This window comes from Pseudoruminococcus sp., assembly GCF_047012705.1.
Lineage (GTDB): Bacteria > Bacillota > Clostridia > Oscillospirales > Acutalibacteraceae > Pseudoruminococcus.
In genome coordinates this window covers 140,675-164,687 of the sequence record NZ_JBKXNW010000001.1, presented here as the reverse complement: position 1 = coordinate 164,687, position 24,013 = coordinate 140,675, and the positions used below count along the sequence as shown (strand labels likewise).

General features: G+C 36.7%; 26 protein-coding genes, 1 tRNA gene and 1 pseudogene. 12 read left to right on the top strand and 16 right to left on the bottom strand.

Annotated features, from left to right (window positions below):
* Positions 1 to 15 precede the first annotated feature (15 nt).
* The gene (gene rpoC, locus ACLU24_RS00780) at positions 16 to 3,552 is read left to right on the top strand and encodes a DNA-directed RNA polymerase subunit beta' (RefSeq protein ID WP_412609475.1); all 3,537 of its coding nucleotides are present in this window, start codon (positions 16 to 18) and stop codon (positions 3,550 to 3,552) included.
* A 246-nt stretch (positions 3,553 to 3,798) separates the two neighbouring features.
* Here the strand turns inward: rpoC and ACLU24_RS00775 are convergent, their stop codons facing one another.
* The 6 genes from ACLU24_RS00775 to ACLU24_RS00750 all read right to left on the bottom strand — a co-directional run bounded on the left by ACLU24_RS00775 (position 3,799) and on the right by ACLU24_RS00750 (position 7,438).
* The gene (locus ACLU24_RS00775; RefSeq protein ID WP_412609473.1) at positions 3,799 to 4,242 is read right to left on the bottom strand and encodes a DUF4304 domain-containing protein; all 444 of its coding nucleotides are present in this window, start codon (positions 4,240 to 4,242) and stop codon (positions 3,799 to 3,801) included.
* 81 nt (positions 4,243 to 4,323) lie between these two features.
* Positions 4,324 to 5,433, bottom strand: a complete 1,110-nt coding sequence (gene hemW / locus ACLU24_RS00770; protein ID WP_412609470.1) for a radical SAM family heme chaperone HemW — start codon at positions 5,431 to 5,433, stop codon at positions 4,324 to 4,326.
* Between the two features lie 3 nt (positions 5,434 to 5,436).
* Complete coding sequence (locus ACLU24_RS00765) at positions 5,437 to 5,859, bottom strand: hypothetical protein (protein WP_412609468.1); 423 nt, start codon at positions 5,857 to 5,859, stop codon at positions 5,437 to 5,439.
* A 16-nt stretch (positions 5,860 to 5,875) separates the two neighbouring features.
* Positions 5,876 to 6,433, bottom strand: a complete 558-nt coding sequence (locus tag ACLU24_RS00760; RefSeq protein WP_412609466.1) for an NUDIX domain-containing protein — start codon at positions 6,431 to 6,433, stop codon at positions 5,876 to 5,878.
* A gap of 79 nt (positions 6,434 to 6,512) precedes the next feature.
* Entirely contained in the window at positions 6,513 to 7,046 is a 534-nt protein-coding gene (locus tag ACLU24_RS00755; RefSeq protein WP_412609464.1) for a DUF6512 family protein, read from the bottom strand.
* Positions 7,047 to 7,177: 131 nt separating this feature from the next.
* A complete protein-coding gene (locus ACLU24_RS00750; RefSeq protein ID WP_412609461.1) occupies positions 7,178 to 7,438 on the bottom strand; it encodes a hypothetical protein in 261 nt (86 codons plus the stop codon).
* A 378-nt stretch (positions 7,439 to 7,816) separates the two neighbouring features.
* On the opposite strand from ACLU24_RS00750, the gene ACLU24_RS00745 reads away from it, so the two are divergent.
* Complete coding sequence (locus ACLU24_RS00745) at positions 7,817 to 8,392, top strand: DUF1700 domain-containing protein (protein ID WP_412609459.1); 576 nt, start codon at positions 7,817 to 7,819, stop codon at positions 8,390 to 8,392.
* Positions 8,389 to 8,559 (top strand): hypothetical protein, encoded by a 171-nt coding sequence (locus ACLU24_RS00740; RefSeq protein WP_412609456.1) that lies wholly within the window; start codon positions 8,389 to 8,391, stop codon positions 8,557 to 8,559. The genes ACLU24_RS00745 and ACLU24_RS00740 overlap by 4 nt, the downstream gene beginning before the upstream one ends.
* Here ACLU24_RS00740 and ACLU24_RS00735 read toward each other — a convergent pair.
* The 6 genes from ACLU24_RS00735 to ACLU24_RS00710 all read right to left on the bottom strand — a co-directional run bounded on the left by ACLU24_RS00735 (position 8,538) and on the right by ACLU24_RS00710 (position 12,875).
* Complete coding sequence (locus ACLU24_RS00735; RefSeq protein WP_412609453.1) at positions 8,538 to 9,170, bottom strand: epoxyqueuosine reductase QueH; 633 nt, start codon at positions 9,168 to 9,170, stop codon at positions 8,538 to 8,540. The genes ACLU24_RS00740 and ACLU24_RS00735 overlap by 22 nt on opposite strands.
* Before the next feature lie 16 nt (positions 9,171 to 9,186).
* Complete coding sequence (locus tag ACLU24_RS00730) at positions 9,187 to 9,981, bottom strand: class I SAM-dependent methyltransferase (RefSeq protein ID WP_412609450.1); 795 nt, start codon at positions 9,979 to 9,981, stop codon at positions 9,187 to 9,189.
* Between the two features lie 101 nt (positions 9,982 to 10,082).
* Complete coding sequence (locus tag ACLU24_RS00725; protein ID WP_412609447.1) at positions 10,083 to 10,517, bottom strand: hypothetical protein; 435 nt, start codon at positions 10,515 to 10,517, stop codon at positions 10,083 to 10,085.
* A 192-nt stretch (positions 10,518 to 10,709) separates the two neighbouring features.
* On the bottom strand, positions 10,710 to 10,997 hold the full coding sequence (locus ACLU24_RS00720) for a hypothetical protein (protein WP_022264082.1): 288 nt from the start codon (positions 10,995 to 10,997) through the stop codon (positions 10,710 to 10,712).
* Between the two features lie 53 nt (positions 10,998 to 11,050).
* The gene (locus ACLU24_RS00715) at positions 11,051 to 11,704 is read right to left on the bottom strand and encodes an HAD family hydrolase (protein ID WP_412609445.1); all 654 of its coding nucleotides are present in this window, start codon (positions 11,702 to 11,704) and stop codon (positions 11,051 to 11,053) included.
* A gap of 13 nt (positions 11,705 to 11,717) precedes the next feature.
* On the bottom strand, positions 11,718 to 12,875 hold the full coding sequence (locus tag ACLU24_RS00710; protein ID WP_412609972.1) for an iron-containing alcohol dehydrogenase: 1,158 nt from the start codon (positions 12,873 to 12,875) through the stop codon (positions 11,718 to 11,720).
* A 399-nt stretch (positions 12,876 to 13,274) separates the two neighbouring features.
* Between ACLU24_RS00710 and rplM the strand changes: the two genes are divergently transcribed.
* The 3 genes and pseudogenes from rplM to ACLU24_RS00695 form a co-directional block, all read left to right on the top strand.
* A complete protein-coding gene (gene rplM, locus ACLU24_RS00705) occupies positions 13,275 to 13,703 on the top strand; it encodes a 50S ribosomal protein L13 (RefSeq protein ID WP_412609443.1) in 429 nt (142 codons plus the stop codon).
* 19 nt (positions 13,704 to 13,722) lie between these two features.
* Positions 13,723 to 14,124 (top strand): 30S ribosomal protein S9, encoded by a 402-nt coding sequence (rpsI, locus tag ACLU24_RS00700; RefSeq protein WP_022263600.1) that lies wholly within the window; start codon positions 13,723 to 13,725, stop codon positions 14,122 to 14,124.
* A 299-nt stretch (positions 14,125 to 14,423) separates the two neighbouring features.
* A pseudogene (locus tag ACLU24_RS00695) lies at positions 14,424 to 14,705 on the top strand (transposase); the annotation flags it as partial.
* A gap of 178 nt (positions 14,706 to 14,883) precedes the next feature.
* Here the strand turns inward: ACLU24_RS00695 and ACLU24_RS00690 are convergent.
* Positions 14,884 to 16,266, bottom strand: a complete 1,383-nt coding sequence (locus ACLU24_RS00690; protein WP_412609438.1) for a penicillin-binding transpeptidase domain-containing protein — start codon at positions 16,264 to 16,266, stop codon at positions 14,884 to 14,886.
* 484 nt (positions 16,267 to 16,750) lie between these two features.
* Here ACLU24_RS00690 and ACLU24_RS00685 point away from each other — a divergent pair, with 484 nt between their 5' ends.
* The 5 genes from ACLU24_RS00685 to ACLU24_RS00665 all read left to right on the top strand — a co-directional run bounded on the left by ACLU24_RS00685 (position 16,751) and on the right by ACLU24_RS00665 (position 20,639).
* Positions 16,751 to 16,924 carry a hypothetical protein gene (locus tag ACLU24_RS00685; RefSeq protein ID WP_412609437.1) on the top strand — a complete coding sequence of 58 codons (174 nt, stop codon included), beginning with the start codon at positions 16,751 to 16,753 and terminating at the stop codon, positions 16,922 to 16,924.
* Between the two features lie 133 nt (positions 16,925 to 17,057).
* Positions 17,058 to 18,152 carry a redox-regulated ATPase YchF gene (ychF, locus tag ACLU24_RS00680; RefSeq protein ID WP_412609434.1) on the top strand — a complete coding sequence of 365 codons (1,095 nt, stop codon included), beginning with the start codon at positions 17,058 to 17,060 and terminating at the stop codon, positions 18,150 to 18,152.
* Between the two features lie 46 nt (positions 18,153 to 18,198).
* Positions 18,199 to 19,473: a DUF1015 domain-containing protein gene (locus ACLU24_RS00675; RefSeq protein ID WP_412609431.1), complete on the top strand. Its 1,275-nt coding sequence runs from the start codon at positions 18,199 to 18,201 to the stop codon at positions 19,471 to 19,473.
* A 48-nt stretch (positions 19,474 to 19,521) separates the two neighbouring features.
* Entirely contained in the window at positions 19,522 to 20,010 is a 489-nt protein-coding gene (locus tag ACLU24_RS00670; RefSeq protein ID WP_412609428.1) for a flavodoxin family protein, read from the top strand.
* A complete protein-coding gene (locus tag ACLU24_RS00665; protein WP_412609425.1) occupies positions 20,007 to 20,639 on the top strand; it encodes a hypothetical protein in 633 nt (210 codons plus the stop codon). The genes ACLU24_RS00670 and ACLU24_RS00665 overlap by 4 nt, the downstream gene beginning before the upstream one ends.
* A 68-nt stretch (positions 20,640 to 20,707) precedes the next feature.
* On the opposite strand, the gene ACLU24_RS00660 is transcribed toward ACLU24_RS00665, so the two are convergent.
* The 3 genes from ACLU24_RS00660 to ACLU24_RS00650 form a co-directional block, all read right to left on the bottom strand.
* Positions 20,708 to 21,595 (bottom strand): DUF4299 family protein, encoded by an 888-nt coding sequence (locus tag ACLU24_RS00660; protein ID WP_412609422.1) that lies wholly within the window; start codon positions 21,593 to 21,595, stop codon positions 20,708 to 20,710.
* A 12-nt stretch (positions 21,596 to 21,607) separates the two neighbouring features.
* Positions 21,608 to 22,984: a UDP-N-acetylmuramate--L-alanine ligase gene (murC, locus tag ACLU24_RS00655; protein WP_412609419.1), complete on the bottom strand. Its 1,377-nt coding sequence runs from the start codon at positions 22,982 to 22,984 to the stop codon at positions 21,608 to 21,610.
* 138 nt (positions 22,985 to 23,122) lie between these two features.
* Positions 23,123 to 23,198: transfer RNA gene (locus ACLU24_RS00650), tRNA-Gly, on the bottom strand.
* A 212-nt stretch (positions 23,199 to 23,410) separates the two neighbouring features.
* On the opposite strand from ACLU24_RS00650, the gene ACLU24_RS00645 reads away from it, so the two are divergent.
* The gene (locus tag ACLU24_RS00645) at positions 23,411 to 23,872 is read left to right on the top strand and encodes an S-ribosylhomocysteine lyase (protein WP_412609416.1); all 462 of its coding nucleotides are present in this window, start codon (positions 23,411 to 23,413) and stop codon (positions 23,870 to 23,872) included.
* Positions 23,873 to 24,013: the final 141 nt, after the last annotated feature.

Sequence of the window (24,013 nt, the reverse complement as noted above, 5' to 3'; positions counted from 1 at the left end):
AGGAGGAAGCATTTAATGGAATTTAATGTATTTGAATCTATAAAGATTGGTCTTGCTTCACCCGAAAAGATAAGAGAATGGTCTTATGGCGAGGTTAAAAAACCTGAAACCATCAACTACCGTACTCTAAAACCAGAACGCGATGGTCTTTTCTGCGAAACTATCTTTGGCCCGCAAAAGGACTGGGAATGCCACTGCGGTAAGTATAAGAAAATTCGCTTTAAGGGAAAAATCTGCGACCGTTGCGGTGTTGAAGTTACTCGTTCCAAGGTAAGAAGAGAGCGTATGGGACATATCGAGCTTGCTGCTCCTGTATCTCATATCTGGTATTTCAAGGGCATTCCATCAAGAATGGGACTTATCCTTGATATATCCCCAAGAACACTCGAAAAGGTTCTCTACTTTGCAATGTATATTGTTACTGACCCGGGCAATGTACGAGAAATCGAGAAAAAGCAGTGCCTTACAGAAAAAGAGTATAGAGATCTTAAAGAAAAGTATGAAGACGATTTTGAGGCTATGATGGGTGCAGAAGCTATCAAAAAGCTTCTTGCAGAAATAGACCTCGACCAGCTCTCCGCTGAACTTAAAGAAGAACTCGAAAATGCTTCTGGTCAAAAGAGAGTAAGACTCCTCAAGAGAATTGAAGTTGTAGAATCCTTCCGTCTCTCAGGCAACAGACCTGAATGGATGATTCTCGATGTAATTCCTGTTATTCCTCCGGATATTCGTCCTATGGTTCAGCTTGACGGCGGACGCTTTGCAACATCTGACCTCAACGACCTTTATAGACGAGTTATCAACAGAAATAACAGACTTAGCAGACTTTTAGAGCTTAACGCTCCTGATATTATCATCAGAAATGAAAAGAGAATGCTTCAGGAAGCTGTTGATGCACTTATAGATAACGGCAGAAGAGGCAGACCGGTTACAGGCCCTAATAACAGAGCCTTGAAGTCACTTTCCGATATGCTTAAAGGTAAGCAGGGACGCTTCCGTCAGAACCTTCTCGGTAAGCGTGTTGACTACTCAGGCCGTTCAGTTATCGTTGTTGGTCCTGAACTTAAAATGTACCAGTGCGGTCTTCCTAAGGAAATGGCTCTCGAACTCTTCAAGCCTTTCGTTATGAAAATTCTTGTTGAAAATAATGCCGCCGGCAACATCAAGGCAGCTCGTAAGGCTGTTGAGAGAGCAAAGCCAGAGGTTTGGGACGCACTCGAAAAGGTTATCAAGGGACATCCGGTTCTCCTCAACCGTGCTCCTACACTTCATAGACTTGGTATTCAGGCATTCGAGCCTGTTCTCGTAGAGGGTAGAGCATTGAAACTCCACCCACTTGCTTGTACAGCATTTAACGCCGACTTCGATGGCGACCAGATGGCTGTCCATGTACCGCTTTCAGCAGAGGCTCAGGCAGAAGCAAGATTTCTTATGCTTGCTTCAAATAACCTCCTCAAGCCATCAGACGGACGACCGGTTACAGTTCCTACACAGGATATGGTTCTTGGTTCATACTATCTTACACTCGATAAGGACGGAGAGCCAGGTGAGGGCAAAATCTTCCGTGACTGCGATGAAGCTATTATGGCTTATGATGCAAAGGTTGTCAGCCTTCATGCTAAGATTAAGGTCAGAAGAACTCTCGAAATCAATGGTGTTATGAAGACAGGTCTTGTCGATACAACTGTTGGTAGAATCATATTTAATAGACCTATTCCACAGGATTTGGGCTTTGTTGATAGAACTAACCCTGAAAATGACCTCAAGTTTGAGATTGACTTCCTTGTTGGTAAAAAGCAGCTTGGAAAAATCTTTGATAAGTGTATAAGAATACACGGCACACAGAGAACATCTGAAGTTCTCGATGCTGTTAAGGCACAGGGTTATAAGTATTCTACAAAGAGTGCTATTACTGTTGCTGTTTGTGATGCTGAAATCCCACCTGCAAAGAAAGATATTATCGCTCGTGCAGAAAAGCAGGTTGACCAGGTTACAAAGATGTATAAGCGAGGCTTTATGTCTAACCAAGAGCGTTACGAAAAGGTTCTTAAAGTTTGGGAAACTGCAACAAACGATGTTTCTGATGCACTTCAAGCAAACCTCGGCAGATATAACCCAATCTTTATGATGGCTGACTCCGGTGCCCGTGGTTCTATGAGCCAGATTAGACAGCTTGCCGGTATGCGTGGACTTATTGCGAATACAGCAGGTAAAACAATCGAAATTCCTATCAGAGCTAACTATCGTGAAGGTCTTAACATTTTGGAATACTTTATTTCATCTCGTGGTGCGAGAAAAGGTCTTGCCGATACAGCTCTTAGAACAGCTGACTCAGGTTACCTTACAAGAAGACTTGTTGATGTTTCACAAGATGTTATCATCAGAGAGGACGACTGCGGTACTACTGAGGGTATCGAAGTATTTGAGATTAAAGAGGGTAAGGAATCTATCGAAAGCTTCCACGAAAGACTTCTCGGCAGATACCTTTGCGAAGACTTCAAAGACCTAGCAACAGGCGAAGTTCTTGTTTCTAAGGATAAGCTTATGGGTGATGATGAAGCAGACCTTATCGTCAGCAAGGGCGTTGAACGCATTAAACTTCGTTCAATTCTCCATTGTCGTGCAAAGCACGGCGTCTGCAAGCGTTGCTATGGTGCTAACCTTGCAAACGGTCAGCCTGTTACAGTCGGTGAGGCTGTTGGTATTATTGCTGCTCAGTCTATCGGTGAACCTGGTACACAGCTCACAATGAGAACCTTCCATACAGGTGGTGTCGCAGGAGCTGAAGATATTACACAGGGTCTTCCTCGTGTTGAGGAACTCTTTGAGGGCAGAAAGCCTAAGCATCTCGCTATCATCAGTGAAATTGCTGGTGTTGTCAAGTTCGAGGAAATCAAGAAGAACCGTCACGCTGTTATTTATAATGATGAAACAGGCGAGCAAAGGTCTTACCTCATTCCGTTCGGTTCAAGAGTTCGTGTTGAAGAAGGTCAGGTAATTGAGGCCGGTGAAATGATTACAGAAGGTTCTGTAAATCCACACGATGTTCTTGCAATTAAGGGTACAGAAGCTGTTCAGAACTACCTTATTCAGGAAGTTCAGAAAGCATATCGTATGCAGGGTGTTGATATCAACGATAAGCATATCGAAGTTATCATTCGTCAGATGATGAAGAAAGTCAGAATTGATGATAACGGCTCTACAAAGCTTCTGCCAACAACTCTCGTTGATAAGAGCGAGCTTTATGCCGCTAACGATGAAATTCGTGCAAGAATTGCAAACGGTGAAGAGGGACTTACAGAGGCAACCTACACACCAATGCTTCTCGGTATCACAAAGGCTTCACTCGCAACAGATTCCTTCCTTTCAGCCGCATCATTCCAGGAAACAACAAGGGTTCTTACAGATGCAGCTATCAAGGGTAAAGTTGACCCACTTATGGGACTCAAGGAAAATGTTATTATCGGTAAGCTTGTTCCTGCCGGTACAGGTATGCACCGTTATAGAGATGTTGAGTATAGAGAGGAAACTCCTTCTAACTCGGCTGAATAAAAACATTTAGATTATTGAATCGGGCATAGCTCAAATTATGGGCTATGCCTGATTTTTATATTGATAAAGTAATTTAAAATTTTTATTATTTGTTCTAAAGTTTCACTCTGATTATATAAAATTTAATATTTCATTTTTTATACTGAGCGATATGTTTTTGGTAAAAAAACCTCCTATGGTAATTTTTATTCTACCATAGGAGGTTTATTTTTCTATTATTCCTTTTTAAGGACTCGTTTATTGATTTTATATTACGCCTTCTTTTTCAAGGTATTCTTTAGAGCGTATAGGTATAGTTGGAATTATTTCAGGATTTTTCTTCAGATAACCACCTAACCCAGTTGTTTCTATAATCCGCATAAATTTATCAATAGAATTTCTTAGGATATTTGATATTTCCTCTTTGCTATAATCTTTTAGGCTTATAGTTTCAACTTCACACTTGTCGGTAACGAGTTTTTCACGGCCTGTTATATCAGCTGTAAGAAAGCTTGAAAGTAATGCGCTGCTATTCATATCTTTAATCAAAAAATAGCAGTTGAAATGATATTCGTCATTTTCCAGATAATTTTGTAAGCTTATTCTGAGTATGAATTTTTCGTATTCCTTTATAAACATATACCTATGCTTTTTAAATCCATATTCCGCTGCAATTTCACCAAAAAGCTTTTTTAAATCTTTTTCAGTCATAATAATCCTCACCGCCGTTTAGTGATAACATCACAATTTTTTTATAATATACTGTAATTATATATTAAATTTTACAACATTTCAACCGTTTGCTGATAATATTTCGAGGATTAGTGTATTAGATATAAGGAAACCATCTTTCGTAAGCTTTATTCCATTATCGTCGCATATAAGAAGATTTGTATTTGCAAATTTTTTTGCATTTTTAATATAATTTTCAGGGATTTTTATGCCAAAGCGTTGTTTAAAGTCTTTTTGAGTAAGTCCTTTTGCAAGTCTAAGTCTTAGCATAATATATTCTTCGATATAACCGCCATTCCCATCTTGATGAGTTATTCCTTTATAAAATTCATCAAAAGAGCGCTCCGTATAAAAGCGTTTTCCATTTATAAAGGAATGTGCTGCACAGCCAATTCCGAGATACTCATCACAATTCCAATATTTAAGATTATGCTTGCTTTCCATACCATTTTTTGCAAAATTGGATATTTCGTACTGATGATATCCAAATTGTTCAAGCTTTTCACAGGCGAAAAGATAAAATTCTGCTTGAGTATCCTCGTCAAGAGTAAGTGCGTCTTTTTCTTTATAGAAAGGTGTTCCTTCTTCGATTTTAAGTATATAAGCTGAAATATGGTCAACGCCAAGTTCTGAACAATATTCAATAGAATGTGCAAGGCTTTCTTTTGTTTGTTCTGGAATACAGAGCATTAGGTCGAGTGAAATATTTTTAAAACCTGCTTTTCTTGCATTTAGAACTGTTGTTTTGACATCTTCTGCTGTATGAAGTCTGCCCAGTCTTTTAAGTTCATTGTTATTAGCGGATTGCATACCTATTGAAAGCCTGTTGAAACCGGCTTGTCTGAGTCTTGCAAAATCAAAGCTTTCATCAGCTGAGGCAGGATTAAGTTCGGCAGTGATTTCTGCATTCTCATCAATCATAAAGGCAGATTTAGCTGTTTCTGCGATTGATGATAGCCTTTCTGCACCAATAATTCCCGGAGTACCTCCGCCAATATAAAGAGTATCCGCTGTACGATTAAGCTCTTTGCCATATTTAGTAAGCCTTTCGTTTACAGCGGATACATAATGATTTATTTCATCAACATTACCATTTTTAGAAAAGAAATCGCAATATTTACATTTAGAGGCACAAAAGGGAATATGAACATAAATTCCGATGTTGTCCATATTTTAAATTCCTTTCACAGAATGATTTGTTTGTTCTGTATTATTTTCAGGTTCATTATTTTTAGATTTTCCCCGTTCAGAATAAACTGAAATAAGAATTGCTCTGAGTTCTACATACATAGAAATTATAGTTACAGCAAACAATCCAATGTCTATCCATGCAAAAATTCTGAATGAGGTTTCAAGCTTAACAGTGTCATGGATTCTTGTAGATGTCACAAAAGAAACTATGCTTTTCTCGAAATCATTCATAAGTTCTGAACCATATATAGAAGTATCTATCATACTTGTTACAATTACAAATAAGATAAGCATTAAAAGCAATGCGCCTGTGAATATTGGCTTTTTAGGCTTTACAACTATTCTAAGAACAAGAAAGCTTAGTATATATGCTGCAAGGATAATTATTACAATAGGATTTATCAATTTAATCTACCTCCTATTATAATTCCGGATGTCCTTTTAGCCTATCAATCATCATAGCAGTTTTTAAAACTGCGGTTTGTGTTTTAGCATCAGGAATTTCATTATTGAGAACCATTTCTACGGCCCTATTTAGCGGGATTTTTATGACATTCAGAAATTCGCCTTCATCAAGCTTTTGAGCCTCAAAATGAGCTATTCTGCAAAAATACATATGGATAATCTCTCCGCAGTAGCCTGGACTCGGATATAGCTTTCCTAAGCTTATATATCCGCTTCCGATAGCACCGGTTTCCTCTAAAAGTTCACGCTTTCCATTTTCAAGTGGGTTTTGACCCTTTTCGAGTTTGCCGGCAGGAAGTTCGATTGTAACTTCTTTATATGGGTATCTGAATTGTTTTACAAAAAGTAGCTCGTCATTTTCGGTGAGGGCGGCAACGCAAACTCCTCCGGGGTGTCCTACAATCTCGCGAAAAGAAGTTTTTCCATCTTGAAGTTCTACCTTATCTAAGGTGACATGAATAACCTTACCATCGAATATTTCTTTGCTTTCGAGCGTCTTTTCAAATAAATCCATTATATTTTCCTCCAAGCTCATGCTACTTTATTAAGTATACAACAATTACTTGGATTTTTCAAGAAGGTGGAAAAACTGACTACAAAAGACCGTAGCCGCCATTGATTGCATCATAAAATAATGCTCCGTGAGGTGCGTGTGGTGTAAAGAATATAAACATAGCCATAAATAAGACTAATGCCACAAGTGAGGGTATAAAAAAACTACTGATAATTTTTATCTTGGTAATTATCTTATAGGAAATATAATGCGATACTAAGATTATTATAAATAAGCCTACAAAAAGTAATATTCTCCATAACCCTTCAAAAAATGAATTATATACAGCCATATAGAAAAGCCCTAACGCCAAATATATGTAAAATGCAGCAACCTTAGACGGTACAAACCGTATAACAGGAAGCCGCAATACCGCAAGCTCTATAACGCTCCATATAAAAAATGGAAAGGTAAAAGGTTTTAGCTGTTCCCAAGCACTGTTATTAACACTGGATATGAAAAAGCTCCATACATCACCTTCTGATAGTATAAAAGCATATTTTACTAACATTCCAAATGAAAAAACAAATGCTGAGCCAATAAACTCCATAAGTGCAAGTTTCTTGTTATCCATAAGCCCTCTGATTTATTAAAAATTATATTAAATGAAATAAAGCGGAAATATTATTTTAGTCTGTCTTTTTAACAAATCATGGCTATTATACTATCTTATTTTAATTATATTGTATTCTACATAAAATATGATTAAATCAAAAAACACAGGGCAGTAAAAATTGCACCTATAGCGGCTGCTATACAAAAAGTGACAATATTTTTAAAGCGTCTTTTACTGCGTTTAAGGGACGATGGTTCTCCCATATTTTCGAGAAGCTTTTTTGCCTCTTGTTCAAGCAATTCTCTTTGAGCTGAGGCATATTCCGGTCTTATTACAAGCAAGGCTCTTTCATAATAAACGCTGCCTGTATCAAGAACCTCAATTATACTTCTGTTAATACCCTTAATCATAAAAACAACCTCCCGAATTTTTGTTATTTTAGCTACTATATAATTGTCTATTTTTAAGAAAATTATTCAAATTTTTAGTTCTTTTAAATAATTATACTATTTGTAATCAGAGTTTTCCCCCATAAATGTTGAAAACCCTGTTGAAAGTGTGGATAACTTTCTTAAAAACCCTTGAAACTATGCGAAATTCTATGTTTGAAAACTTTTCCACCGTGTACTTTTAATATGTTTTATTAAACTTTCTGTAATTTTTATATTGTCAATATTTTTTAAAATTTTCTTGCTAAAATCTGTATTTTTTTGATTATTTAATTAAGTATCAAGCTTGACAAAAGGATTTTTTTGCAGTATATTTTCTTTGAATTTAAGGACGGGATAGTGATATTATTGACAAAGCAAGAGTATATGCAAAGGCTTTATACAGCACTTAAACCTCTTTCTAAAGAAAATCGAAATAAGGTTATGAATGACTATGAACTTCAGTTTTCACAAGAGATGAAAAATGGCAAGACTGAACAGGATATTATATACGATTTAGGAAGTCCTGAAGATGCCGCAGAATATTTTATCAATATGTATCAATCTGATAGAGGTTATCATGACCATTATAATATTGAGCAGGCTGGAAATAAAAATAGCGGCACTGCCCATTCATGGGAGGCTGCTATCTGGGGAACTCTTTCAATTATTATTGTACCTACTATGATTGCAATTATGCTTGCTTTTTTCGCTTTAGGAATAGCTTTTTGCATAGCCGGTATGGTTATGGTATTTTCAAGCTTTATTCTTAATTCACTTAGTGTAGGTTTTTTCTTTATTGCTGTGGCAGGAGTTTTTCTGGCTGTTTTCGGAATATTTATAGCAATTCTTTCTATATATGACGGAATAAAGCTTATCGGAAAATACTTTAGATTTATAAGAAATAGAATCAAATATGGAGGTAAAGCAAAATGAAGACAATAAGAATACTTGCTGTAATTTTCTTTTTAGTATTTTTAATTCTTACAGCTATTGGCGTATACCTCATAATAAAAGATTCCATTTCGCTTTATAGCATTGTAGATAGTCTGCCATATGGCTTTATTCGTGATAGTGCAATCTATTTATTTAACTTATTCTGACTTTCAGCTTGAGCTTTTGAAAATCTGCAACCGCAATAATTTTGGCGATAAAGATTATATTGCTTTGAAAGCTCTATTGAGCGTTTATAACCCTCTTTCTTTTTGAAGTCAGAAAAAAGATATGGGACGCCGTATTTATCCGCAAGAGCCGAACCAATAGAATTAAGAGCGTCTGCATTTTTCATAGGACTTATTGAAAGCGTAGTTGTGAAATAATCAAAGTTTTGCTCCTTTGCAATTTTTGCAGAGCTTTCAAGGCGAAGACGGTAGCATTTTATACATCTTGCACCTCGTTCGGGTTCGTCTTCAAGTCCCTTTGCAATTTCTTCAAAGGCCTCGGGTTCGTAATCGCCGTCAATTATTTTAACGCTTATGCCCATTTCAGAAACGAGTCTATGTAATTCGCTTATTCTGAAATTGTATTCGCTTTCAGGAGATATATTTGGATTATAATAATACAATGTAATATCAAAATATTGATTAAGGTATTCAAGAACATAGCTGCTGCATGGAGCACAACACGAATGTAGCAACAGCTTTGGTCGAATACCTTTTTTTGTTATATTGTTGATTACAGAATCAAGCTCTTTTTGATAGTTTCGTTTCTGCAAGGCTATACCTCCAAGTTTACTTCTTAACTTGCAATACCTTTATTGCAGCATAGTGCTTAATTGCAAAGGATTCGTCTGCAATTTCCTCAAGGAGCTTTTTATGCTCATTTTCCCATTTTACGAGTTCTTCTTCGGAGAGAGACGCACCTGTTCCACGACACGCTTTCATTCTTCCGTTCCAGCTCTCTCTTGTAAACGGAACATCAAGGTCAAATTCTTCACTGTAAACCGTATCAAAATACTTGTCCACAAATTCAGGCAGAATTATTGGGTGTTTGATTTCGCCTGCACCATTCCATTTTGGATTGTATTTCAGAACAAGATCTTCACTTGCTTTTGCGATTTTATCCTCAAACGGAAGCCACTCCATATATAAAACTGCCAGCTTGCCACCCTTTTTCAACATTTTTGCAAAATTCGGTATGACAGTTTCATAATGAAAATAGAAAAAGCACTGACACGCTGTAATCACATCAAAGCTATCCTGTGGAAAATCAATATCTTCTGCAGATGAAACAATAAACTGAATATTCTGCTTATTTTCCTTTGCGAGAACTTTTGCGGCTTCTATCTGATTTTCTGAAATATCCGCACCGACAAAATCTGCACCGTATTCATACAAATGTCTTGGGAGAACTCCTGTTCCAGTACCTACATCAAGAACCTTTTGTCCTTTTGTACATAAGCCTAAGCTTATAATTTTATCATAAAATTCCTTAGGGTAAATATCCCTATATTTCACATATTCAGCGGAAACTCTGCCCCAGTCAAAGGCTTTGCCGTTATCAATTTTTTCGTTTGTTATATCCATATTGTCAATAGTTCTCCTTTCGTGAAGTTTTTGGGTTTGAAAGCTTTTTCTACAAAGAAAAACGGATTTATTTTCTGATATAATACGGTAGATATTATATGTTATGGATCCTGAATATATTTTCTTTTAAAATCTGAAAGTCTCAAAATATCTCTTCCGAAAACAAATATTCTACATAACCTTCTATGTTCCATATCACAATTATGAACATCATTTCTTTCAAAAGCAATATGCATTCTACTTAATTCTCTTTCAGCTTCAGTAGCATCATATTCTGACCACATTCGTGCAACTAAATGTGCTCTATTCCACTTGTAACTTGCTAAGTCTTTTAGTGCATAATTAACAAGTTCTTCTTCTGATTCAGAAGCCTTAATCGTACGAAGAAAACCTCTTTCGGAATAGCCATATATATATTCTTGTCCATCTTGCTTTATAACAAACCCTTCAGGTGCCATATGTTTTCCAATAGTTATTGCATAAAAGGAGTAGCATTCTTCTTCTAAATATTTTTCTAATTCGGCTATGGTTTTCATAATATTTTTTACCTCTTTGTTTACTTAAATATCTCTAAAATTAAAATCTGTATATAATTTAACACCCATATTCTTTGCCGTTATCAATCTTTTCGTTTGTTATATCCATATTGTTGATAGTTCTCCTTTCGTAGATTTTATGTAATTATAAACTGGAAGTTGTAAAGCTATTCCCCAAAAAAATTTGTATATTTATTGTTTTGGAAACCAAATCGATGTTGCTCCATTATTATCGCAAAATGTAATGCACTTATATTTTGTTCCAAAATCTTTTAATTCATCATATTGCTCATTTGCTTTATGGCTAAACCGAATAATTATGTAAGTTTCATCCGGCAAAGCTCCTGCGTTTCCAATAGCCAATATCGTATTCTTATTTTCTAACTCTTTTTCAATAATGCCAATAGTTTTTTTGAATTTAGGAATTTCGTTCGCTTTGCTTTTTATATATTCTAACGATGGATTATCTCTATTTATCATTTTTACCTCCACAGATACCGATTTACTTATCTTGAACAGGCTAATTTTGTAATCTACAGTCTTGCAAGAATATCATCGGCAGTCTTTGCGATAAATGTTGCACCCTCTGCAATAAGTTCACTTTCGGGACGGAAGCCCCAATTTACACCGCAGAAATCTATTTCGGCATTTTTCGCAGTTTGGACATCAACATTGCTGTCGCCTATATACAGGCAATCGCTCTTATCAAAGCCAAGCTCTGAAAGCATTGCAAGCAGTGCGTCAGGACAAGGCTTTCTCTCAAAATCAGGTCGCTGCCCCCAAGCTGCCGCAAATTTATTATTAGGGAAAAGCTTTGCAGCAATAGATTTTGTGAATTTATCAGGCTTATTTGACATAATCGCATATTTGATTGAAAGCTCGTCTAACTTTGTGAGCAACTCTGTTATACCATCATATGGTACGGTTTTATCGAGGCTGTGTTCTGTATAGTATTCGTTGAAATCTGCAAGAACCTGCTTTTTCTGCTCATCAGTTGCCATTCCTTTTGGGATAACCATAGCTCTGTCAGCCAATGTTGAAATGCCGTTGCCAACCATAAAACGGTATTTTTCTGTTTCGTGAGGCTCAAAGCCGTTTTTTACAAGAGCGTAGTTCATAGCGTCGGCGAGATCATAGATTGAGTTGACGAGAGTTCCGTCCAAATCAAATACACAAATTTTTTTCATCTTTAATCATTCCTTAATCAAGTGCTAATTTGTAAATCTTATAAATATCGCTTGCATCAAGCTTCTTGAAGTTTCCGCATGAATTAGCTTTTTTAGCCATTTCTTCAAGACGAGAACTATCTATTCCAACCGCTGAAAGTCTTGTCGGAAGTCCGAGAGATGTATAGAACCCCTCAAGTCGGGAGATACCCTCCATTATAGTTTCATAAACCATTGAATTAGGCAATTCAACGCTCATAACTCTCTGTGCAAACTGGACAAAGCGTTCTTCATTTTCTCTGTATACATGCTTCATCCATGCCGGAAATACTATTGCAAGTCCTGCACCGTGTGCAATATCATAAATTGCAGAAAGTTCATGCTCTATTGCATGAGAGCCCCAGTCTTCTTCTCTGCCCATACCTATTAAACCGCTGTGTGCAAGAGTTCCTGCCCACATTATTTCGGCTCTTGCATCATAATTTTCCGGGTCTTGCTTTACGAGTTTTGCATTAGAGATTATTGCTCGCATAAGACCTTCGCAAAGTCTATCACTGACATCAACATGCTCTGTTTTTGTAAAATAGCGTTCCATTATATGTGCGAGCATATCTGATATTCCGCAAGCTGTCTGGTAGAATGGTAGGGAATAAGTTGTTTCAGGATTCATAATTGCAAACTGTGGACGAAGTTTTTCACTTCCATAACCACGCTTTAGAAGTCCGTCTTCTTTAGTGATGACAAGATTCTTGCTCGATTCACTTCCTGCGGCAGGTATAGTAAGAACCACACCAACCGGCAGACAGGTTTCCGGTTCATTTCTGTTTTCAAAGAAATCCCAAACATCGCCTTCATACGAAAATCCGAGTGCGATAGCTTTTGCGGTATCAATTACACTTCCACCACCAACAGCAAGTATAAATTCGATATTTTGTTGTCTGCAAATGTCTATTCCTTCATAAACCTTTCTGAGTCTCGGATTTGGTACTATTCCGGAAAGTTCAAAATATTCAAATTCGTTTTCATTGAGCATAGTTGTAATTCTATCATAAAGACCGATTTCTTTTATACTTTCTCCGCCATAAACAAGTAAAATTTTAGAGCCGTATTCCTTTATAAGCTGTGGAAGTTGATTTTCGGAATTTCTTCCAAATACTATTTTAGTTTTATTTTGATAGGTAAAATCGTTCAAATTTTTCATTCCCTTCTGAAATTTTGGGTATAGAGCTGTTGCTTTTATTTTACCATAATACGCATATATTTCAAGTGAAAAAGCGAGAAATTTGTAATAAATCACAAAACTTAAAATACTTTATACTATATCATATAATATGTTCATAGTGGAAATTTTTTATGTTTGGAAAAGACAGAAAGTATATTTATAGATATTAAAAATCATAAATTAGCATAAGAGAGTATAATTAAGAAAAATAAAGATAAAGAGAGTTTTTTCTATTCAAAATTTAAAAAATCAAAAAAACCCTTGACTTCACTGTTTGTCTGTGATATTATCTATCTTGTGACTTGAAAAGGGTACTGTCAGTATCCTTGAGAATATGCAAAATGTTTATGAAAACAGGAGGAAACGCTAATGTCAACTTATATGGCTAAGCCCGCTGAGATTGAACGCAAGTGGTACATCATTGATGCTGCCGGTAAGCCACTCGGACGCGTTGCTGTTCAGGCTGCTGATCTTCTCCGCGGTAAGCTTAAGACAACTTACACACCACATGTAGACTGTGGTGACCATGTTATTGTTATCAACTGCGATAAGGTTGTTCTCACAGGCAACAAGCTTCAGCAGAAGTATTATTATCGCCACACAGGCTATATCGGCCACATGAAGGCTACTCGCTATGATACACTCATGGCTACTAAGCCGGAAAAGGCTGTTGAGCTTGCTATCTATGGTATGATCCCTAACAACACTATCGGCCGCGCTGCTATGACAAGACTCCGTCTCTATAAGGGTGCAGAGCATAAGCACGAGGCTCAGAAGCCTGAAGTTTGGGATAAATAAGAAAGGAGGCAATATTTAAATGTACGATAAGACACCTTATTTTTACGGTACTGGTAGAAGAAAAAGCTCTGTTGCAAGAGTAAGACTTTATCAGGGTACAGGCAAAATCACAATTAATGACAGAGATATTGATGAATATTTCGGTCTTGAAACATTAAAGCTCATCGTTCGTCAGCCTCTCGTTCTTACAGAAACTGACGGCAAGTTCGATATCGTTTGCAGAGTTGCAGGCGGCGGCGTTTCCGGTCAGGCTGGTGCTATCCGTCATGGCGTAGCAAGAGCACTTCTCCAATACGATAGCGAAGCACTTCGTCCAAAGCTCAAGAAGGCTGGCTTCCTCACTCGTGACCCAAGAATGAAAGAGCGTAAGAAGTACGGTCTCAAGGCTGCTCGTCGCGCACCGCAGTTCTCAAAGAGATAATCAAACAACCGAATTTTTTCATATTTTTGGTGGTTTCAAAACAAATATTGGCCAAATGGTTTTTGTTTGGCCTTAATTCAGAAATAAAAATCCGTTCCGTAAAAATGCGGAACGGATTTTTTTTATTGTATTTAAGAAAAAATAAAACCTCTTTTTGTTAAACTAAGAGCGGGTAATGCCAACTGTGCAAAAACAAAGGAGGTCGAATCCAAATGGATGAAAAAAGTTTATCACATACAAGATGTAAATATCAACCTCTTAACACTGGAGTGTTGGATAAAAGTGATATATTAAGATGAAAAAATGATATTGGAGAGATACTGAGAAGATTGTGTTACTTTAAATGTGCGGAAATAATAGAAGCACATGAAATTCCGGACCATATTCATATGTTGGTATCCATTCAGCCAAAATTGGCAGTATCAAATTTTGTTTGGTATCTTAAAGGAAAATATTAAAAAACCTGCAAATATGAAGTATTAAGTATGACAAAAGAGTATTTTGTATAAAATGATACAGTAGGAGCAAATAAAAAGGTAGTGAAGGAATACATCCGAAATCAAGAAATAGAAGATATAATAGTTAGTTAAGCTTTAAGGATTATAAAGATTTCGATGGTGATTCCTCAGACATTCCTGCGATAGAATAAAGTAAAAAGCAACGCCTGCGGTTGGCGTTGCTTTTTTTGCACCTTTAGGTGTGGCTGGTATATTGGATTCCTATGGGGTTGTTTTGCAAACTCCATGTTTTTGTGTGGGGTTATGATTTATTGTATATTTCAAGAGCCTTATTCATAACTTGTGCGGCAACAGGTAAAGCTGCATAATATCCAGAATTGCCATTTTCAATGATAACAGCAAATGCCAAAGGACAGCTTTCATCTCGGCTAAAACCAGTTACCCAAGCATGAGCGGCTTTGCCACCGCCGACTTCAGCAGTACCGGTTTTAGCACAAACTTCTCCGTTAAAGCCACCGCCGTAGTATTCGTTCTCTACGGTATATCGCATCATATCAGAAAGTGTTTTTGCATTTTTCTCGCTTAACATCTGATTTCCGTTGCTTCCGCTTTGAGGAATATTTGGCAATCCAAACGGTAATGAAATTTGCTTTATGAGATATGGCATTACAGGTGTACCGCCATTTGCGATACCTCCGGAAATAACAGCCATAGTCATAGGACTTGCAAGGGTTGTATATTGACCGACACCGCTCCAACCAAGCTGATTTTTATCAGCATTAGAAACATCATAGATACTTTTTGCAGTGTTAATATCGTTTATAGAAACGCTCTTATTAAAACCCATTCTGTTGGCTTGAGTAGTCATTTTATCAGCACCAAGATCAACAGCTAATTGTGCGAAGTAACTGTTGCAGGAGTGTGCGAGGGCTTGTTCAAAATTTTCCTCGCCGTGAGCTTCGTAGCAGGTAATTTCGTTTCCGCCGATAGTATCACTTCCTGTGCAAGTGTAAGTTCGGTTTTTGAGTTCGGCTTCAGAAATATTTTCAAGGGCGGCCGATGCAGTGACAAGCTTAAAAGTAGAACCGGGCGGATATGTTGCCATAATACTTCTGTCAACATAAACTCCCTCATATTCGTCATTGCCATCAATATCAGGAATATTCTGAGGGTCGTAAGAAGGATTGCTTACCTTTGCAACGATTTCGCCCGTTTTATAATTATAGACAAATACCGCACCACGATTATTGCCCAGTGCCTGATAAGCAGTTTTACAAATTTCGCTGTTTACAGTAAGCTGAATATTTCTGCCAAGAGTCAGACCATTAGGAAGTCCCATACCAAAGATAAAGCTATATCCTGAAAGCTGAGAACGGTAAACATTTTGTACTGAACCGCCGATATTTCTTCCCTCATCGCCAACAGTATGAAGCAGAGAACAGCGAACGTCTGCGTCAGAATTATAGTATCGGTTTCCGTCCTCGCTATAAGCAAGAACTTCACCATTTATATCTGTTATAGTTCCAGCTGTTCCCATTCCATCTACACCAATGTGTGCATTTTGTGGTTTTGAGGCCCAAATATCAGCGTGGATTATAAGATTAATTGAAAAATATATCATTCCACCGATAAAAGCCATAACCAAAAGCCAAACAATCAGAGAACGATTGCGTATTTTTTTCATTATTTCACCGCCTTAGAATGAATCCTTTCTATATTTTTGTTACGCTATTATAGCACAATGAGCGCAAAAACTCAATAGATATGCAAAATGGCAGGATTCTATATGTACTTGTTGTTTTTAATTTTTGATATATAGTCTTGAATATAACGAACAAAAACAAGTAAACCGTCATATTATAGATAGTTTAATTTTGGTGATAGTTATGAAATTAACGAGGAAGAAATCCTGTTTGATTATATTTTTTCATTCTGTAAGATAGAAAATGTAGAAGAAAATGAGATTATTTGTAATAAATGCCGGTAAAAGCATTTAGTAATATACTAAAAATAGTTTTCCAAAAAAATATCCGACTTGGTGGTTAGAAAAAAGAACTAATTTATCGATACTTTTGGGCATAATACTTTTTCTAATTATAGTAGATTTTATATTCAGATTATATATAAAACGAAAAATTTTTCTTATGGGTGTTGATAGGGGAATTATATTGTACACAGATGAAAAGTACGGAAGTTTTACCATAAGAATACCCAAAAATCTTGAATGGCAGTTAGATACAAAACCTTATGATTCGAATAAAAATATAGATGAAGTTGAGGAAAGTATTTTTAATAGGCGTGATTTTACTTATTATGACTATGAAACATATTTTTACCCATAAATAATTGGAAGATTTTAAATTCTCATGATTTTATAAATTTATCTGTGAGTGTTGAGAAATTCTTCTAAATATGGTATATTAATTTTATTATGCAAAGTTTTTTGCTCGTTTTATAATGAAAGGAACTTGAAATATGAAATTAGGAATTGTTGGTTTACCAAATGTCGGAAAAAGTACGCTCTTTAACGCTATTACAAATGCAGGCGCTCAGTCTGCTAACTACCCATTCTGCACAATAGAGCCAAATGTTGGTGTTGTTGCAGTTCCGGATTCAAGACTTGATAAGCTTGCAGAAATGTATCATCCGGAAAAGTTTACGCCGGCAACTATCGAGTTTGTTGATATTGCAGGACTTGTAAAGGGTGCTTCTAAGGGCGAAGGCCTTGGAAATAAATTCCTCTCAAATATAAGAGAATGTGACGCTATCGTTCATGTTGTACGTTGTTTCGATAATGACGATATTATTCATGTTGACGGTTCAGTTGACCCTAAGCGTGATATAGATACTATCAATGTTGAGCTTATTCTTTCTGATATAGAAATGCTTGATAGAAGAATTGATAAAACTCAAAAGCTCCTCAAGGGTGATAAGAAATATCAGACAGAGCTTGATTTCTTCAAGCGTGTAAAGGAAGCACTCGATGCAGGTAAATCCGCTCGTTCTGTTGAGTGTACAGAAGATGAAGCAGAGCTGCTTAAGAGCGTTGCATTGCTTACAAATAAGCCTATTATTTATGCAGCAAATGTCAGCGAAGATGATTTCGCAAAAGGTATAGAAAATAATAAATATGTAAATAGTGTTAAGGAAGTTGCTGCAAGTGAACACGCAGCCGTTCTGCCGATTTGTGCAGAGAGTGAAGCTGAAATTTCAGATATGGACTACGAAGAAAAGGCAATGTTCCTTGCTGAAATGGGACTTGAAAGTTCAGGTCTTGATCGTCTTATTACAGAGTGTTATAGCTTACTTGGACTTATTTCTTATCTCACAGCAGGCAAACCGGAAGTAAGAGCATGGACAATTACAAAGGGTACAAAAGCACCACAGGCAGCAGGTAAGATTCATACTGACTTTGAGCGTGGTTTTATTCGTGCAGAGGTAGTTGCATTTGATGATTTGATGGCTTGTGGTTCTATGGCAGCCGCAAAGGAAAAGGGACTTGTTCGTTCAGAGGGTAAGGACTATGTTATGAAAGATGGAGATATAGTTCTTTTCCGATTCAATGTTTAATTATTGTTCTATAATCAAATTTTATAATTGAAAGGAGAATTTTAAAATGGCAGAAATTAGAGCATTTCGTGCATTGAGATTTGATACAGCTGTTGCCGGAAAAATTGATGAGCTTGTATGCCCGCCTTATGATATAATAAGCGAGGAACAGCGTCAGGCATATCTCAGTGAGAATGAAAACAACATCATCAGACTTGAGCTTCCAAGAGGTGAAAATCCTTATGAGGACGCAAAAGCAACACTTAAAAAGTGGCTTGATACAGGCGTTCTGAAACAGGATGAGAAAGATAGCATTTATATCTACGAAGAAGAATTTACAGCTTATGGTGTAAAAAATAAATTCAAGGGCTGTATAACTCGTGTTAAGCTTGAAGAATTTTCTAAGGGAATAGTTCTTCCACACGAAGAAACTCTTTCAAAGGCAAAGAAAGACCGCTTCGAGCTTATGAAAGCTACAAACTGCAATTTCAGCCAGATATATTCTCTTTATATGGACGAAAAACATACCATAAGAAACGCACTTGACAAACTTTCCGCAGGTAAACCTGAAATTGAATTGACAGACAATGACGGCGTTACTCATCGCCTTTGGATTGTAACAGATGAAGCAGAAATTTCTGCTATCTGCAAGGAGTTTGATGATAAAAAACTCTATATTGCAGACGGTCATCATCGCTATGAAACCGCCCTCAATTATAGAAACTATTGCCGTGAGAATAAAATCGGTGATGGCGGCGAGGATTATGTAATGATGATGCTTGTTGATATGGAACACGAGGGATTGGTCGTATTCCCAACGCATAGAATAGTGCGTGATTTGGAAAGCTTTGATGCTGAAAAGGCAGAAAAGCTTTGCGAGGAATACTTTGATGTAGAGAAGAAACCGTCATATGAAACTATGGAAAAAGACCTTCGCACTTTATATGATATGGGCAAGAAGGCTTACGGCTTTTATAGTGGCGGCAATGGCTATACCTTGCTTACTTTCAAGAATTCCGATGTTTTGGAAAAGCTTTTGCCGGATATGTTAAAGCCTGTTAGAGAACTTGATGTTACTGTACTTCATTCCCTCATACTCGAAAAACTTTTTGGCATAGATAAGGAAAATATGGCTAATCAAGTCAACCTTACATACACAAAAGATTTCAATGAGGCGATAGAAAGTGTTAGAGAAGGCAAAGCTAATTGTGCATTTATTTTAAATCCTACAAGAGTTACTGAAATCAGAGATGTAGCCGCCGCAGGCGGAAAGATGCCGCAAAAGTCTACATATTTTTATCCAAAGCTCATTACAGGTCTTGTAATGAATAAGCTATTTTAAAATACAGATTGAACACTATTATAATCAAATTGTGAAAAGAGAATATTGATGAAATTGATTATTACAGATATAAAAGATTTCAACATTCCTATACAAGAAGAACATAAAATTATTAGCCCTCAAGGTGATATTCGTAATTGTATCGGATGCTTTGGTTGCTGGGTTAAAACTCCTGGGAAATGTGTTATTCATGATGGTTATGAAGAAACAGGCATTGATATGAGCAAATGTACAGAGATGATTCTCATTAGTGAATGTTGTTATGGCAGCGTTAGCCCTTTTGTTAAAGCAGTGCAGGATAGAGCACTTTCTTATATTCATCCTGATTTTGTAATTCGTAAAGGTGAAATGCATCATAAACGCAGATATGAAAATGTAATCTCAATTTCTGCATATTTTTATGGAGATAATATTACAGAAACTGAAAAAGAAACTGCACGAAATATCATAGAAGCAAATGCGGATAACTACTGCGGATTAGTAAAGAATGTCCAATTTTATAAAACGGTAAAAGAATTGGAGGACATTACTTTATGAAAATTGCATTGATTAACGGAAGCCCAAAGGTTAATAATAGTGCCAGCGGTGTTATTTTAGAGGATTTGAAATACTACATTTCCGAAAAGGCAGAGATTTTAGATATAGATTTTCATAAATCTGTTGTATCAGAAGAACAGTTGAAAATTTTAAATAGTGCCGAAGCATGGGTATTTGCATATCCACTTTATGTAGATGGTATTCCGTCCCATTTATTGTCTTGCCTTGTTCAGTTAGAAAAGGCTCGTTTACAAAACCATAATATACATATTTATGGTATAGTGAATTGTGGATTTTATGAAGGAATTCAAGCTGAATTTGCATTGAAGATTTTGCAGAACTGGTGTATAAAAGCTGGATTCACTTGGGGTGGCGGTATTGGTATTGGTGGAGGCGGATGCCTTAGTATGATGCCAAAAACAAAGTATGGACAAGGCCCCAAAGCACCGATTCATAAAGCACTAGAATTAATAACAGACAAAATTATTCGACATGAAACACAGGAAAACAATTATGTATCAGTTGCTTTTCCAAGATTCTTATATAAAATGGCTGCAGAAATGGGATGGCGACAGCTAATTAAATATAATGGTGGCAAGGCAAAAGATTTAAAGAAACAATGGAAATAAATTATTAAAATCAAATCTTAAACAAAAAGCCCGAACACAAATTTGTGTTCGGGCTTTATTTAATATATTTAGTTTGGCGGAAGTGTGCCGAATTTTTTTAGCATAAAGTCGATTCTTTCTCTTGTCAGACCTTTTAACAGGATATTCTGTGCGTCATAATGCAGATAATCCTCTTTTTTCAATGCTTTGAGAAAATCGTCATAAATAAGATGTCCGAGAACAGTTTCCTCATCGTGTGAGTAAAGGCAGATATACCAATCTTCAATCTCAATAGGTCTGCCAGTTTTAGCGTTCTTAAAGCCAAATGGGCATCTTGGTATAGCAGGAACGATGCTTACAACGCCTTCTGTAAAAACATACATTCCAAAAATACAATCATGGCGGTTTGTTGTCATAATGTTAGGACGAGCATAATATGCGTCAATATTTTGCATTCTGTGCATATATTCGCCAAATGTTTCTAATGGACTGCCCTCTTTGAGAAATTTTATATCGCCCTCACCAAGGTATAATGCCCATCTTGCACAGAATAAAATCGGATTTTTAAATTTTTCGCTTGTTATTTCTTTAATTGATTCAATAGAGCTTGCTTTTGCATTCTCTGCAAGTTTATTTGAATTATATGGGTCGAATACTTCTCCACCCTGACTCGCCTCAACTTTTTTATCCCAAAAATCAGCTACACGAGTGGCTGTAGCATAGAAATCAGAAATTTCTTCAGCAGATGTAGGAAGCGGCAAAAATAAGCTTATTTCATTATCGCCAAAACCTACGCTCATACCTCTGCCGATTCTTTCGGGATTAAACATACTTATACTGCCATCAGGACCTTTTTGTTCCATATTAAGGCGAACACCATCGAAGGAGCCATATTTGAACTTGCCGCCCGTAAGTATATCAATAGATGGCAATTCTTTTTTAGCGGATTTATTTTTGATTATAATTTCAATAGCCATAAATTCACCCAATTATTCAGCATATTTCTGCTTGAGTCTGTCGTAAATCATATTTGCACACATATATACATTACCGCCGCCGAGAGTGATAATCAAATCTCCGGGCTTAACGCTGTTCACAACAAAATCTGTGATTTCCTCAAAGGTTTCAAACCATACGCAACCCTTGATTTTCTCCGCCAAGTCTTTGGAGTAAATATTATATGTATTTGTTTCACGAACGGCAAGAATTTCAGATAGTACCGTATGGTCAGGGATTGAAAGAGCGTCTGCAAAATCATCAAGAAGCATAGCGGTTCTTGAGTAAGTATGTGGCTGGAATACAGCCCAAACATTCTTGTAGCCCATTTCCATAGCGGCAGTGAGAGTTGCGCGAAGTTCTGTTGGGTGATGTGCAAAGTCATCAGCAACAGTAATTCCACCCTCAGTTCCGAGAATTTCAAAGCGTCTGTGAGCGCCTGTAAATTCACCAAGACCATTTGCAATATCACGAGCCGAAACGCCAAGCTCAAAGCAGGCAACCGCAGCCGCAAGAGCATTCATTACATTATGCTTACCGGGAACTTTAAGTTTAACAGTTGTAAGCTTTATGTTGCCCTTTATAATATCAAATTCGTCCATAACGCCTTCATTGGTGATAACTGCACGATAATCGTTTTTCTCACCAAAACCAAAGGTTATTGCACGACACTCAACACCTTCAACAGCTTTGAGCGTATTTGCATCATCGCCATTTACGATAAGGAGTGAAGTTGTCTGCTGTGCAAATTTATGGAAAGATTCGATAATTCTGTCAAGAGTTCCGAAGTAGTCGAGGTGGTCTGCATCAATATTAAGGATAATAGAGATTGCAGGATTAAGATGTAAGAAAGTATCTACATACTCGCAAGCTTCGCAAACAATAATATCACTTTTGCCGATTCTGCTGTTACTGCCCAAGAAAGGAAGTTTACCACCGATAATTGCGGTAGGGTCATAATCAGCCATAGTTAAAAGCTGAGTGAGCATAGAAGTTGTTGTAGTTTTTCCGTGAGTACCGGAAACGCCGATTGAACGATTATACTTTCTTGTTACCTCGCCAAGCATTATACAGCGTTCAACAGCAGGAATTCCAAGATGTTTTGCAGCGACAAGCTCAGGATTATCGAGCTTAACAGCAGCAGTATAAACGATAAGGTCGGCACCCTCAACATTTTCAGGGTAATGTCCCATAGTAACAGGGATTCCGTAAGAGCGTATACGCTCTAAAGTATCAGATTCCGCCATATCGGAACCCGTAATTTTATAGCCTTCATTAAAAAGTATTTCGGCAAGAGGACACATACCTGAGCCGCCGATACCTATAAAATGTATAGTTTTAACACCGTCCAAAAGATTTTGTTTATCCAAGAAATCCACTCCAATCTTAAAAATGGTTTACATAACTGCACACAAATAATATTTTTAAAGATTATTAAAGAAATTTGTCGTATTTTTACGGTAAAAAGAAAAAGCACTCGCAAGGCGAATGCTTTCTTTTTGGAGCGTTGGAGCGGATGACGAGGCTCGAACTCGCTACCTCCACCTTGGCAAGGTGGCGCTCTACCGGATGAGCTACATCCGCATCTCTTTAATGCTTGATTATTATAACCTATGGTTTCAAATTTGTCAAGCGCTTTTTTAATTTTTTAGAAAATATATTTTAAATTCAAACTTTAAAATTCATCTTCCAAAAAATTTACATATTTAAAAATTCCTTTTAAGAAACAAACTGTCTTATAGCTATGCTACTATTTATAAAAGTTATTTGAAGATTTTTTAGAGGAGAATATATAAATGAAAACTATTGCAAGCTTTACTATTAACCACGATTTACTTGATGTCGGTATGTATACATCTCGTGTTGACGGCGATGTTGTAACCTATGATGTAAGAATGAAAAAACCAAATGCAGGAGAATACCTTGAGGATAGCGGTTTGCATACTTTTGAGCATCTTTTTGCAACCTTTGCAAGAAATTCTGAATATTCAGATAGTGTTGTTTATGTAGGTCCTATGGGTTGCCGTACAGGATTTTATTTTCTTGTAAGAGATAGCATATCTCCGGAAAAGGCTATTAAGATAGTATATGATGCTTTTTGTTTTATATCAGATTTTGAGGGAACTATCCCTGGCAGTGAACGCAAAGAATGTGGAAATTATGTAGCCCACGATTTAGTTGCCGCAAAGAAGTATGCCAAAGATATGTTGCCTATTTTAAGGGATTGGACAGTTGAAAAATTGGTTTATCCGAAGTAAACCTAAAAACCTATAAAATTTATAGGAAATATTTTTGAAAAAGCCTTGACAAGCGAAAGGGATTAGTGTATAATTCAAAACATAGCAATCCGATATGAATTGTGGAAGGTGATTGATTATGAAAATCAGTAAGTATTTTAA

What these genes read in the sequence shown, in the direction of transcription:
- ACLU24_RS00760 (WP_412609466.1), bottom strand. Translation starts at nt 6,433, where the DNA reads ATGGATTTATTTGAAAAGACGCTCGAAAGCAAAGAAATATTCGATGGT.
- ACLU24_RS00720 (WP_022264082.1), bottom strand. Translation starts at nt 10,997, where the DNA reads ATGATAAATAGAGATAATCCATCGTTAGAATATATAAAAAGCAAAGCG.
- ACLU24_RS00690 (WP_412609438.1), bottom strand. Translation starts at nt 16,266, where the DNA reads ATGAAAAAAATACGCAATCGTTCTCTGATTGTTTGGCTTTTGGTTATG.
- ACLU24_RS00670 (WP_412609428.1), top strand. Translation starts at nt 19,522, where the DNA reads ATGAAATTGATTATTACAGATATAAAAGATTTCAACATTCCTATACAA.
- ACLU24_RS00755 (WP_412609464.1), bottom strand. Translation starts at nt 7,046, where the DNA reads ATGGATAACAAGAAACTTGCACTTATGGAGTTTATTGGCTCAGCATTT.
- rpoC (WP_412609475.1), top strand. Translation starts at nt 16, where the DNA reads ATGGAATTTAATGTATTTGAATCTATAAAGATTGGTCTTGCTTCACCC.
- ACLU24_RS00660 (WP_412609422.1), bottom strand. Translation starts at nt 21,595, where the DNA reads ATGGCTATTGAAATTATAATCAAAAATAAATCCGCTAAAAAAGAATTG.
- ACLU24_RS00675 (WP_412609431.1), top strand. Translation starts at nt 18,199, where the DNA reads ATGGCAGAAATTAGAGCATTTCGTGCATTGAGATTTGATACAGCTGTT.
- rplM (WP_412609443.1), top strand. Translation starts at nt 13,275, where the DNA reads ATGTCAACTTATATGGCTAAGCCCGCTGAGATTGAACGCAAGTGGTAC.
- ACLU24_RS00665 (WP_412609425.1), top strand. Translation starts at nt 20,007, where the DNA reads ATGAAAATTGCATTGATTAACGGAAGCCCAAAGGTTAATAATAGTGCC.
- rpsI (WP_022263600.1), top strand. Translation starts at nt 13,723, where the DNA reads ATGTACGATAAGACACCTTATTTTTACGGTACTGGTAGAAGAAAAAGC.
- ACLU24_RS00725 (WP_412609447.1), bottom strand. Translation starts at nt 10,517, where the DNA reads ATGAAAACCATAGCCGAATTAGAAAAATATTTAGAAGAAGAATGCTAC.
- ACLU24_RS00715 (WP_412609445.1), bottom strand. Translation starts at nt 11,704, where the DNA reads ATGAAAAAAATTTGTGTATTTGATTTGGACGGAACTCTCGTCAACTCA.
- ACLU24_RS00645 (WP_412609416.1), top strand. Translation starts at nt 23,411, where the DNA reads ATGAAAACTATTGCAAGCTTTACTATTAACCACGATTTACTTGATGTC.
- hemW (WP_412609470.1), bottom strand. Translation starts at nt 5,433, where the DNA reads ATGGACAACATCGGAATTTATGTTCATATTCCCTTTTGTGCCTCTAAA.
- ACLU24_RS00775 (WP_412609473.1), bottom strand. Translation starts at nt 4,242, where the DNA reads ATGACTGAAAAAGATTTAAAAAAGCTTTTTGGTGAAATTGCAGCGGAA.
- ychF (WP_412609434.1), top strand. Translation starts at nt 17,058, where the DNA reads ATGAAATTAGGAATTGTTGGTTTACCAAATGTCGGAAAAAGTACGCTC.
- ACLU24_RS00750 (WP_412609461.1), bottom strand. Translation starts at nt 7,438, where the DNA reads ATGATTAAGGGTATTAACAGAAGTATAATTGAGGTTCTTGATACAGGC.
- ACLU24_RS00730 (WP_412609450.1), bottom strand. Translation starts at nt 9,981, where the DNA reads ATGGATATAACAAACGAAAAAATTGATAACGGCAAAGCCTTTGACTGG.
- ACLU24_RS00740 (WP_412609456.1), top strand. Translation starts at nt 8,389, where the DNA reads ATGAAGACAATAAGAATACTTGCTGTAATTTTCTTTTTAGTATTTTTA.